Origin of the sequence: Streptococcus sanguinis (assembly GCF_019929225.1) — a bacterium.
GTDB lineage: Bacteria > Bacillota > Bacilli > Lactobacillales > Streptococcaceae > Streptococcus > Streptococcus sanguinis_J.
The window spans coordinates 185599-197653 of record NZ_JAHZPA010000001.1 but is presented as its reverse complement, the minus strand read 5'-3'; the positions used below and the strand labels follow the sequence as shown (position 1 = coordinate 197653).

14 protein-coding genes are annotated in these 12055 nt (G+C 44.6%); all 14 read right to left on the bottom strand.

Going from position 1 to position 12055, the window contains the following annotated elements:
• Positions 1-206: 206 nt before the first annotated feature.
• Positions 207-1070, bottom strand: coding sequence for an SAM-dependent methyltransferase TehB (tehB, locus tag K1I80_RS01050; protein ID WP_223313346.1), 864 nt, complete (start codon positions 1068-1070; stop codon positions 207-209).
• 248 nt (positions 1071-1318) lie between these two features.
• Positions 1319-2155 carry an alpha/beta fold hydrolase gene (locus K1I80_RS01045; RefSeq protein WP_223313347.1) on the bottom strand — a complete coding sequence of 279 codons (837 nt, stop codon included), beginning with the start codon at positions 2153-2155 and terminating at the stop codon, positions 1319-1321.
• 14 nt (positions 2156-2169) lie between these two features.
• Entirely contained in the window at positions 2170-3171 is a 1002-nt protein-coding gene (locus K1I80_RS01040) for an NADP-dependent oxidoreductase (protein WP_223313348.1), read from the bottom strand.
• An 81-nt stretch (positions 3172-3252) separates the two neighbouring features.
• Positions 3253-3684 carry an Rrf2 family transcriptional regulator gene (locus K1I80_RS01035; protein ID WP_009659354.1) on the bottom strand — a complete coding sequence of 144 codons (432 nt, stop codon included), beginning with the start codon at positions 3682-3684 and terminating at the stop codon, positions 3253-3255.
• A gap of 174 nt (positions 3685-3858) precedes the next feature.
• Complete coding sequence (gene smpB / locus K1I80_RS01030) at positions 3859-4326, bottom strand: SsrA-binding protein SmpB (protein ID WP_002894882.1); 468 nt, start codon at positions 4324-4326, stop codon at positions 3859-3861.
• Complete coding sequence (rnr, locus tag K1I80_RS01025; protein WP_223313349.1) at positions 4289-6637, bottom strand: ribonuclease R; 2349 nt, start codon at positions 6635-6637, stop codon at positions 4289-4291. Before rnr ends, smpB begins: the two co-directional genes overlap by 38 nt.
• An 89-nt stretch (positions 6638-6726) precedes the next feature.
• Positions 6727-6960 (bottom strand): preprotein translocase subunit SecG, encoded by a 234-nt coding sequence (gene secG / locus K1I80_RS01020; RefSeq protein ID WP_002894878.1) that lies wholly within the window; start codon positions 6958-6960, stop codon positions 6727-6729.
• Between the two features lie 42 nt (positions 6961-7002).
• Entirely contained in the window at positions 7003-7152 is a 150-nt protein-coding gene (gene rpmG, locus K1I80_RS01015) for a 50S ribosomal protein L33 (protein ID WP_072074309.1), read from the bottom strand.
• A complete protein-coding gene (locus K1I80_RS01010) occupies positions 7152-8354 on the bottom strand; it encodes a multidrug efflux MFS transporter (RefSeq protein WP_317627743.1) in 1203 nt (400 codons plus the stop codon). The genes rpmG and K1I80_RS01010 overlap by 1 nt, the downstream gene beginning before the upstream one ends.
• A gap of 3 nt (positions 8355-8357) precedes the next feature.
• Positions 8358-8954: a dephospho-CoA kinase gene (gene coaE, locus K1I80_RS01005; protein WP_223313350.1), complete on the bottom strand. Its 597-nt coding sequence runs from the start codon at positions 8952-8954 to the stop codon at positions 8358-8360.
• Positions 8955-8959: 5 nt separating this feature from the next.
• Positions 8960-9784, bottom strand: a complete 825-nt coding sequence (gene mutM, locus K1I80_RS01000; protein ID WP_223313351.1) for a DNA-formamidopyrimidine glycosylase — start codon at positions 9782-9784, stop codon at positions 8960-8962.
• A 27-nt stretch (positions 9785-9811) separates the two neighbouring features.
• Entirely contained in the window at positions 9812-10282 is a 471-nt protein-coding gene (locus tag K1I80_RS00995; RefSeq protein ID WP_002909253.1) for an NUDIX hydrolase, read from the bottom strand.
• Position 10283: 1 nt separating this feature from the next.
• Entirely contained in the window at positions 10284-11066 is a 783-nt protein-coding gene (locus tag K1I80_RS00990; RefSeq protein WP_223313352.1) for an alpha/beta fold hydrolase, read from the bottom strand.
• Between the two features lie 26 nt (positions 11067-11092).
• Positions 11093-11992, bottom strand: a complete 900-nt coding sequence (gene era / locus K1I80_RS00985) for a GTPase Era (RefSeq protein WP_002894867.1) — start codon at positions 11990-11992, stop codon at positions 11093-11095.
• Between the last annotated feature and the right edge of the window lie 63 nt (positions 11993-12055).

The following is a 12055-nucleotide window of genomic DNA, read 5'->3' as shown; positions in this document are numbered from 1 at the left end:
ATTTCTCAAGAAATTCTAAAATATTTCTAAAGTTTTTTACCAAAATAAAAAAGACTGAGACAAAAATGCCTCAGTCTAGCTTTATTATGTTCAAAAAATATTGAGGCTGAGACAATTTAAATTGTCTCCCAGACCTTTTAAACCTGAACCTCAAAATAAGTGAGCTAAGTTAAATTTTTAAAAATTTAGTTCTGTCCTAGCATCTTTTACTGAACCTTTTTAGCCAGCATAGTCGCAAAGCGCAGCTGAATTCGATTGCCGTTTTCATCCCGGCGATGGAGGTGGCCAGGATTTTCATTGTACTTAACTAACTCCCAGTCCTTGTAATAATCGGCAAGCTCGCCTTCCTTAAAAGTAAAAGGAAAGGGCACAGAGCATGGAAAGTCCTCTGTATCCATAGCGCAGACGATGAGATTGTAGCCGCCAAGCGCTGTATGTTCTTGCATATTGCGGATAATATCCGGAATCCGCTCCGCCTGCAGGAACATAAGTACAACAGTGGAAACGATCAAATCATAAGTCTGAGTCAGACTAGCTGAGTTGATGTCGTAGCTACCCACTAGCAGATCTAAATCCTCCTGCTCCACAATGCTCCGTAAGATCTCCAGTGCCAGCTCATTCTTATCTACAGCCGTCACTTCAAAACCCTGCTTGGCCAGAAAGAGAGTATTGCGACCTTGACCGCAGCCTAAATCAAGCGCCCGTCCTGGTTGGACTGTCTGCATAGCTTCCAAAACCTCTGAGTGAACGGGATTGCTGCCGTATTTCTTAGGAAAATAATCCTCAGGCCGACAGTAAAACTCCAAATACCACTCCAAATCATCTGTCAGGGCTTCGACCCGATGCCAAGCTTGGGGCTGGGCAAAAGGATTGTCCTGACCAGCCTCAAAGATGTGCTCAGCCAGCTCCTCACCTTCCTCTGACATCTCTATAAATTTAAGTCGTCCCTTGAGAACAGTGATTTTGCCCCAAGTTCCCTCTTTGGTATTGTGCTTTCTCTTTACCGCTTCTGGCATTGTCTCGGCCGTCCACGGCGGCATACGTTTATAAGCTAGCAATTCTTCTGTCATAAAAAATCCTTTCTCTAAAAGCAAAGCTACGAATAATTTAACTGTCTTTATCATACTCGAAAAGCACAGACTTGACAAGTGGCAAATTAGTCAGAACTTTTCTGTTTGGTAAATTCGACAACGAACAATTTAAGATGGCTACTGTAGATGAGAATCACTAAGATAAAACTAAAAAAAGACCGGTCACCCAGTCTTTTATCTTGTATGAAAGTTGCTATGTCCTTTTTTAACCCTAGCATTTTGACTATTTATGCTGCCAAAAACCTCAACAATTCCTTTGAGAATTCATCCGCATATTGGAAAATGGAACCATGTCCAGCATTTGGATAGATAAGAAGTTTGCTGCCTTCTACCTTTTCATGCATAGCATAAGAATTTTCTGTTGGGACTTGCATATCCTTATCACCATTCACAATTAAGGTTGGTTGAGTGATATATTTCAGATCGTCTTGTGGAGCTTGTCCCCAAGCCTTGATTGCCTTGAGCTGCGTTAAGAAACCAGCAATTTTCATGTCTTTGTCCTTAAATTCCTCAGTCCGCGCGCCCATACGATCTAAAACCTTCAAAGCCTCTACTTTACCTTGCTCATCATGATTGTAAAAAATATAGCGTTTTGGGTCAATACGCTCAAGGGCAGCTTTAAACATATATTTGAATGTTTTTCCGGTAACCTTATCCATTTCAAATCCACCTCGAGGACCAGTTCCTGCCAAAATAAGACAATTAACCAAATCAGAATCCATACGAACTATTTCTTGAGCAATCATACCGCCCATAGACAGTCCTAAAAGGTTGATACGATTGTAACCTAAATCACTTATAATGGCGATGGTTTGCTCTGCCATGCCTGGGATAGTCGTTGCAACTTTTCCCTGACTTGCCCCAACACCTGGTAGGTCTAAGACAAGGACATGATGCTCTTTCGCAATCAAATCTAAAAGTTTTGGATCCCAATTGTCCAAGGTCGCAGCCAAGTGAACTAACATAACAAGCGGAAAGTCAGACTTACCCTTGCTAAGTTCACGATAGGCAATTTGATTGCCGGCAACAGAGATGCATTGATTTTTTGTTGTAATGTAAGACATAAACTTCTTTCTAATTATTCAAAGCTGAGAACTGTTTTCCCACGTGAACGTCCATTCGCAACCTTGTCGAGAGCAGCATTCACCTCATCAAACGAGTAAACTGTATCAATAGATGGTTTGATTTCAAGCTTACTGAAAATATCTGCCACTTCTTGTAATTGAGCACCATTACTTTCAACAAAGATAAAATGATAATGAACACCATACTTCTCAGCCATCTTATCAAACTTACGACCAGCAAGTCCTAGCAAGATTTGTTTCCATTTTGGCAAGTTCATACGTTTAGCAAAAGCACCATTTGGCATCGCTCGAAGAGAAACCAAGTGTCCACCTTTTTTCATGATAGACATTTGCTTCTCTGTTTCAGAACCACCAAGTGTATCCAAAACATAGTCCACATCGCTGACAGTTTTTGTATAATCCTCCGTCTTGTAATCAATAAAGCGATCTGCCCCCAGTTTCAAGACACGCTCAGCGTTAGCAGCAGCACCATTCGTGATGACCTTCAAGCCTTTTGCTTTAGCAATAGGAATCGCCATGCCACCAACACCACCTGTACCTCCAGAGATGAAGATTGTTTTACCAGCTTGAGCTCCCATAAGCTCAAGAGCTTGCATAATAGTCAAAGCTGTCAAAGGTACCGCAGCGGCTTCTATGTCTGTCAAATATTCTGGAACTTTTGCCAAGGCTTCACTATCTACACCAACATATTCCGCAAAAGCTCCGATATGATCAAGTGGGAGGCGAGCAAAAACACGGTCGCCAAGTTTGAAGTTGCTGACACGGCTTCCAAGTTCTTCAATAACTCCAACAACTTCATTTCCAGCTGTTTGCGGCAATTTGTAAGGAACAATCATCTTAACTTCTCCTCGGGAAATCATATTGTCCAAAGGATTGACTCCCGCTGCAGTGACCTTAACCAAAACTTGATTATCTGTAATGATAGGCTTTGCTATTTCTGTTATCGTAAGGTTGATGTTCTTTTTATCGTATTTTGTATGTAGTGCTGCTTTCATTATAATCTCTTTTCTATCCTTTATCTTCTTTGCATCAAGTGCAAGACTGTATTTTTGTTTTTAAAACTAAGATTTTACAAGTCAGTTTCGAACTTGATTAGCTGTTTTATATAAATTATTGATGACATCATCTAATGTTTGATGACTTAGTGCTTTTTCTAGCTGAGCTTCTGTGCTAGCGAAAATTGGCGAGACCGCTTCTTGAATATTTTGTCCGACAGGACATTCTTGATTAGCGTTCTGATGCATTTGAAACAAACTAATGTGCTTAACTTCTTGGGTCGCATAATAAATCTCAAGTAAACTCATCTTCTTAGGAGATTTGCCGAGTTGGTAGCCCGATTTACCTTGATGAGAAATAATTAAACCTGCATTTTTCAACAAGGTAATGACTTTTCGGATATAGCTAGAATTAGTTCCTACACTCGTCGCTAAGTTTTGCGAACTCAAAGTCTCCCTACTCTCACTAATCATTGTCAAGATATGCAAAGCCACTGAGAATTTTGTATCCATAGAAACTCCTTTTCCATAAACTTGTATCTGATACAAGAACAAGTATATCACCTGGATGGTTACTTATCAACTATTATGCTCACTTCTTTTTTTAAAATTAGAAAAGTCATCGAAGACAATCGAATAACTGGAAAACTTGCTCCCTAAAATAAAAAAGACCGGTCACCCAGTCTTTCATCTTGTATTAAAGTTTTTCATTTGTCTTGCGATGTCGCGGTTTTGCTCGCGGCGTTTGATGGACTCGCGCTTGTCGTAATCGTGCTTCCCTTTGGCTAAGCCCAGGAGCAGCTTCGCATAGCCATCCTTGAGATAGACCTTGAGCGGCACCAGCGTCATACCAGTTCCCTTTGTCTCCTGCTCCAGCTTTTGGATCTGCTTCTTATGCAGCAGCAGCTTTCTGCGACGTTCAGGCTCTTGGTTCCAGATATTGCCCTCTTCATAAGGCGCGATATGGACATTGCTGAGCCAGGCCTCACCGTTCTTGATTTGGGCAAAGCCATCTTTTAGATTGATACGGGCAGCACGGACGCTCTTGATTTCCGTACCGGTCAGCACCATGCCAGCCTCGATGGTATCTACGATGGTGTAGTCGTGTCTGGCCTTTTTATTTTGCGCGACGACCTTTCCTTCTCCCTTTGCCATACTTGGCTCCTTTCTTGACTAGTTCCTTGTAAAATGCCTTCTGGCTCTTACCTTTCTTGGACTTCTTATCTTTCTTATCTCTATAGCCTTTTTCTTTGGAAGGATGGCTGCGCTTGTCATCCTCACGACGTCTCTTTCTGCCCGACTTACCTCTGCCAGTCTTACTGGTCTTTTCTATCAGGTCATATTCACTAGGCAGGTATTCAAAGTCAATCTCGCCCGTGGCCTTATCCGCTCGGAACAGCTTGATGCGAATCTGCTGACCGACCTTGAAGACCACGCCAGACTTTTCTCCTTGCAGGGTCATAGTCCGCTCATTGTAGTTGTAAAACTCTGGCAAGTTGGTAACATGAATCAAGCCCTCGACCGTATTAGGCAGCTCTACGAAGAGTCCAAACTTAACCACGCTTGAAACTACGCCGTCAAACTCTTCCCCAACAAATTCTTCCATGTACTCAGCCTTTTTCATGGCTTCGACTTCACGCTCGGCCTCGATAGCCCGACGCTCTCGGCTGGAAGACTGACTGGCAATCTCTGGAATTACTTGCTCAAAATGCTCTGCTATTTCTTTAGACTCTCCATAATCCCGTACCATCCGGTGAACCAGAAGATCCGGATAGCGGCGAATCGGACTGGTGAAATGCGTATAAAACTCCGCTGCCAGACCATAGTGGCCGTGATTGTGCTCAGAGTAGCGAGCCTGCTGCATGGAGCGCAGAAGCATCATGGACAGGACATCTTCATAAGGCTGGTCTTTGACCAATTCCATAATATCCTGCAGGGCCTGCTGACTCATAGAGCTAGCCGTCCCGTATATCCGAATCCCAAAGCTAGAGGCGTAGTCGATAAACTTCTGCACCTTCTCCGCCTTAGGCTCCTCGTGGATCCGATAGATGAAGGGCAGATTTAGCTTAGCAAAATGCTCAGCCACCGTCTCATTCGCCACCAGCATAAAGGACTCAATCATGCGCTCAGCAATTCCCCGCTGACGCAGGACAATGTCCACCGGCCGGCCTTCCTTATTGACCATGATTTTGGCTTCATTGGTGTCAAAGTTAAGCGCACCGCGTTTAAAGCGCATACTTTCCAGAATCTCATGCAGCCGTACCATGCTGTCAATACTAGGCACAATGGCCTTAAACTGCTCAGCTTTTTCCTGATTTCCAGCAATGATGTCGTTGACATCACTGTAGGTCATGCGAAAGGTCGTCTTGATGACAGTCTGAGTAATGGTATGCTTGACCACGCGCCCCTTAGCATCTATCTCCATGATAGCCGACTGGGTCAGCCGATCCACATTTGGATTGAGCGAGCAGATTCCGTTGGACAGGCGCTCTGGTAGCATAGGCACCACTCGGTCGGTCACATAGACTGAGGTCGCTCGATTGAGGGCTTCCTTGTCCAGCTCAGAGCCTTCTTTGACATAGTAGGACACATCTGCGATATGGACACCAAGCTCAAAGTTGCCATTTTTCAGGCGCTTGATATGGACAGCATCGTCCAAGTCTTTGGCATCCGCTCCATCGATGGTGAAGGTTATCTCTTCGCGCAGGTCCAAACGCCCTGCCAAATCACTCTCTGTCGGTGCATCTGGAACTCGCTCGGCTTCTTCCAAGACCTTTTCTGGAAATTCGGAGACAATGTCCATCGACTCCAGCACTTCTAATACATCAATACCTGGATCATTGACATGACCAACTACATCGACCAGACTAGCCACAAAGAAATCGTGTTTCTTGGTCGGATATTTGTCAATAGCGACCTTGAGCACCTCTGTACCATCCAGAACCATAGCTGGTTTTTTGACATAAATAGGCTGGCTTATTTTCTGATTTTTCGAGCGGATATAACCCGCATACTTGGGCTTTTCCTCATCCAGAACCAGCTGGCCAACGGCTGAAGTCAGGCTGTGCTCCAAAATATCTATAATCTTAGCCTCAGCTGATGTTCCCTTGATCCGGTCTGCCACCTTGGTAATGACTACTTCCACCGTATCGCCATCAATGGCATGATTGACATCATTACGGCCGACAAAGAGATCATCCTCTTCCTCATTCAAGGTGACAAAGCCAAAGCCATTCTTGTGGGCATGAAAAACACCCTTGAGCGTCAGATGCTCCTGCTTTTTCTTCTCATAAAGCTCAATCCGCCCCTTGTCATCAAAGCGAATCTGATGCTTTCTTTCCATCTGGGAGATGGTCTTGACCAAGCTACTAAAGTCCTTGGAAGACTCTTTCCCCAAAGCAGCCGCCAGCTCATCTACGCTAGCCTGCTGCCTTTCTTTTAAATATTCAATGATTTCTGATTTCATATTCCTCTTCTCTTGATGAGTTCTTTCTTCATCCTTGCTAAATCTCTTTAAAACTTAAAAAATAGGCCAAGACGAAGTCAGAGCCCATTTTATTTACTAGATAATACTGCTAATACCAATGCAATCAGTAGCCAGAAGAAAATCATGATTCCCGTCATACGCTGCATCACAGCTTCAAAACCGCGTGCCTTAGGACGTTCAAACAAGTCGTTGGCACTGGCATCAAAGACGTTACTGGACTGATTTTTGGTTGGCTGCATGAAAATTGCAATGACAATAATAGCTGATAAAATGACTAAAATGGTTAATAATAGGTTGTACATAAATAAAAACTCCTTAAAATCCTATCTATTTTATCATAAAATCTACTTGGATTCAAGATGTAAAGTAACTTTTCTTTCCTTAGGACAATACTTTAAAACCTCAATTTTTTCCGGATGCGTTTTAGTATTTTTGCTGGTCAGATAGTTCTGACTGCCGCAGCTGGAACATTTTAAATTTATTTTAACGCGCACTAGATATCCTTCTTTTTAAATAAATTTCGAAAACTAAAGAGATTGGCCAGCATACTGACAGCAACTAGCCCTGCTGTTGCATAAAAGACTGAATGATAGCCATAGGCTGCCGCAATAACCGATCCAGACATAGGGCCGACCACCCCACCCAGATAAAAGAAAATCTGATTATAACTGAAAATTCTAGAGATTCCAAACTTGGGTGTTATCTTACTTAGCAGAGCATTGACACCCGGTATCAGCGCCCCTGTTCCTAGGCCAAATAAAAAGCGATAAAAGCCTAGCTGCATAGGGGAGCCAGCATTGGCACAGAGCAGATAAATCAGGATTGAATAGAACTGAGCCAGCACCAGAAGCCGGTGATTGCCGATACGGTCTCCTAACCGCCCCAGAATACTGGAGCTCATCATGCTGGAAAGTCCCATGGTAGAAACGATGAGACCCGAAACAAAGATCAGATTGTCCTTTTGCCCCAGCTCTCTGACATAGAGGGAAAGGATGGGGCTGATGGATTGAGCAGCAAATTGGATAACAAAGCTGGTCAGAAAGAGATTAATCAGCATCTTAGGATACCTGAGTTGACGCAACAATTCCTTAAAGCCTACCTCTTCTTGTCGGGTTACTGGCGCAAAATCCTCCCGAATCAAATAAAAGGTCATCAAGGCTGCCACTAGAAAAAAGCCGCCAATCAGAAGAAAGACATTGCGGATACCGAACATCTCCGCAATCAGACCCCCAATAAATGGCCCCATAAGATTACCCGCAACGACACCGGTCGAGAGAGTTCCCAGAGCATAACCCGTTTTTTCCTTGGGAGCCTGACTGGCAATCAGAGCTGTGCTGTTGGGAACATAACCAGCGAAAACACCGTTTAGAAAGCGTAGGAGTAAGAGCCAGAAAATATTGGGTACAAAGGCAATGCCGCCCATCGTGAAAACCATGGCAGTAGCTGCACGTATCATCATAGGCTTACGGCCATACCGATCGGCCAGACTTCCCCAGACAGGAGAGAGCAGCGCAGCTGAGATTGCAGAGAGTGAAATCCCTAGCCCAGCGTAATACTCCACCTCATGACCACTAGCCCCAAGCTGCTCCACGAAAAGTGGCATAAAAGGCGTCACCAGAGAAATGCTGGCACCAGTTAGGAAGTTCCCAAACCAAGCGACTTTCAGGTTATGTTTCCAGTTAACTTGTGACGTGATAAATCATCTTCTTTCTAATTTCTGCAAAGCATCGCGAATCTGCTGTCGAGTTTCCTCAAGCGAGCCATTGTTATCAATCAACACGTCCGCCCTCTTTCGTTTTTCTCGGAGAGATAGCTGAGCTGATATGCGTTTTTCTGCCTCTTCCTGGCTGAGAGCATTTCGAGTCATAAGGCGACTGAGCTGAGTTTCCTTCGTCACGTCCACCAGCCAGATCTGGTCAAACCAATCTTCATATTGTAACTCAAACAGCAAGGGAAGATCCATAAAAAAGATGTCTTCCATCTCTGCCAGCAAATCTCGCCGGCCAGCCAGTTCCTCGCGGATAATCTGATTTTGTATTTGACTGGATTGCTCCAAGAGTTCGGGATTCCCAAAAATCATAGCTCCCAGCTTAGGCCGATCCAAGCGCCCATCTTCCTGTAAGATAGATGAGCCAAAAGTAGATAAAAGAGCTTGATAAAGCCGTTCCCCCGGCTCCTGCAGCTCATGCACTACCTGATCCGCATCAATAACTTGGTAGCCCTGCTGCCTCAAAAACTCTGTCACTGTTGACTTACCCGAAGCAATGCCGCCAGTGATACCGATAATTCTTACCATGACAGCTACCTCGCTTTCTGGCAATGAGGACAGAGATGTGTACCGCGTCCGCCCAGCTTAATTTTCTCAATCGGGCTGCCGCATCTAGCACAAGGTTGACCAGTCTTTCCATAGACCTGCAGAAAATCCTGCATAGTGCCATCCTCACCCAAAGCATTGCGGTAGGTCCGAATGGTCGATCCTCTCTTTTCAATCCCCAGCTGCAAAACTTCTATAATCTGCTCACGCAGTCGCTTCACTTCAGCAGGCTTTAGACTAGCTGCTGGCCTTGCCGGATGAATCCGCGCCCGCCAAAGGGCCTCATCTACATAGATATTGCCCAGACCAACGACCAAGGTCTGCTCCAGCAAATAGGGTTTTATGGGCTTCTTGGAACGACTCAAAGCTGCGGCAAAAGGCGCTAAAAGAAAGTCCGAATCTGTCGGCTCAGGACCAAGCTTTCTGGCAGCAAAATAAGCCTCCAGCTGATTCTTTCTCAACAGCTCCATGGTCCCAAACTTGCGAACATCCTCATAAACAAGCGTTCCACCATCCGTCGTCTCGAAAAAGACATGAGCATGCTTGCGCTCAGGCACCTCATCAGGATAAAAAAGATACTTGCCTTCCATTCGCAGATGGGAAACCAGCACTCCACCCGTCAGGTAAAAGAGCAAATACTTGCCCCGACGGCCAATCCTTTCAATGGTCTGACCTGGCAAGTCATGGACAAAGCTATCCACTCCCGTACCAATCATCTTGGCATAGCGGACCCGCACCTGCCCAATCGTCTTGCCAACAACCAGACGCTCCAAACCGCGCCGAACCGTTTCCACTTCAGGTAATTCAGGCATAAAGCTCCTTTCTTAGTATTCTCAATATCAAAGCCCCATAGCAAAGCTGTCCGAAAAATACTCATACAGCATCAGGCGGTGTTTATCCGATAGATTTTCCAGCTCTGCTATTTCTTCTTTAGAAAAAAAGCCTAACCGTAGTGTTTCCTCATTATGAAAATTGGAAATATCAAAATCCTCCAGCGCTTGCAATTCATACAGAAAGACAACCGTCTGCACTTTGTCACCATTAGGATAAGATTCATCAAAATTAGTATAAACATTCAGCAAGCGCTTGGCTTCAACAGAAACGCCTGTCTCTTCGTAAAACTCACGCACGGCTGCTTGCAGAGAAGTCTCCCCGAGCTCCATAGCTCCTCCAGGAATCGCCCATGTTTTCTTATCGCCTCGCAACTGCAGAAGCACACGACCTTCCTCGTCTGCCAGAATCCCACCAGCAAAATTCAGGATAACCTTATCATGTCCCACCTTGGAGCGAATATAGGAAATGTAGTCCATATCAAAATCCTTTCAATTTCTCTGGGAAGGCAGCGTTTTGAAAGAAATAGCGCAGCAACTGAATATGCGTATCCACATCACTAAAAAGCCAAGCATGCCCTTTATCAGGATAGTAGGCGCATTCAGACCTAGCATTTTTCTGTGCCAACCTGCGGTGCCAGTCATGAATGGTTTCGGCTTCTTTCCCACCTGAGATAAAGAAAGCAGGATTATCAAACTGCAAGTCAAGTCTCAGCAGATTTGCCTGTGACATCGCACGTCGAAATGAGCGTCGTTCAGCTCTTTGGAAATCTGTAACAAAGCGCTGAACGTCTTGGACAGGTGCTCCGTCCTCTTGCATCATCTTTGTCAGGAAATTGGCTACAAATTTAGTATTTTTCAAGAAAGAGATTAGATAGACAATGGCAATAATCTTGCGATAGCCCTTAATTGGCTGAGAGCTTGCCCCATCCACAATGACTCTATCTATAAGGCTAGAATGTTTTTCCAACAACTTAAGAATGAGTGAACCGCCTAATGAAAGCCCAACCAAGTGCGGCTTGCCATGTGCTTTGCTTTTAATGACAGCCACAATCATTTCCACGACATCATTAAAGTTTGTCCACTCAATATTATGACTGGCTTCGTGACCAGGTAAATCCACAAGAATGCAATGAAAATCTTGCTCAAGCGCAGCAACATGGTGTCGCCACATCTGACTGCTAGAGCCCGAAGCATGCAAAAAGATAATACTTTTTGGATTTTGCTGCCCTCTTTCTTCAATGAATAATGATGGCATTTCCATCACCTCACTTACTAGCTTAGAAAACCTCAATACTCCTTCTTATTATAGCCAAAGTCCGCCAAGTCCAGCTTCTTGTCCCGCCAGTTTTTCTTGACCTTGACCCAAGTTTCTAGGAAGACCTTGTCCCCCAGCATGAGCTCAATATCGCGCCGAGCCATGGATCCGATTTTCTTCAGCATGGATCCGCCTTTACCAATGATAATGCCTTTTTGACTGTCACGTTCCACCATGATAGTCGCTCGGATATGGACCTTGTCCGTCTCCTCGTCTCGCTTCATGCTATCAACGACCACTGCGACTGAATGAGGGATTTCCTCCCGTGTCAGCATCAAAACCTTTTCCCGAATCATCTCTGACACCAGAAAGCGCTCCGGATGGTCGGTAATCTGGTCTTCTGGGAAATACTGGAAGCCTTCCTCCAGATTCTCACTGAGAATATCAATAAGATGGGACACATTATTGCCCTGCAGGGCTGAAATCGGCACGATTTCTTTGAAGTCCATCTGCTGACGGAAATCATCAATTTGGGCTAAAAGCTGATCTGGATGGACTTTATCAATCTTATTAACCACTAAAATAACTGGCACCTTAGCCGCTTTCAGGCGTTCGATAATCATGTCATCGCCCTTGCCACGCGGCTCATCAGCTGGCACCATGAAGAGGACAGTATCCACCTCACGCAAGGTACTGTAGGCTGCTTCTACCATGAAGTCCCCTAGAGCCGTCTTAGGTTTGTGAATTCCCGGCGTATCGATAAAGACAATCTGCTCCTTATCCGTCGTGTAAATCCCCATAATTTTATTGCGAGTGGTCTGAGCCTTATCGCTCATGATGGCAATTTTTTGCCCCATAACATGATTCAAAAAGGTTGATTTCCCAACATTAGGACGTCCCAAAATAGCTACAAAACCTGATTTAAAAGTCATTATTTTACCTCTATTATTTCCATAAAAACAGCAGAAAATCGGCAGTCTCCCCCGATTTTCAAA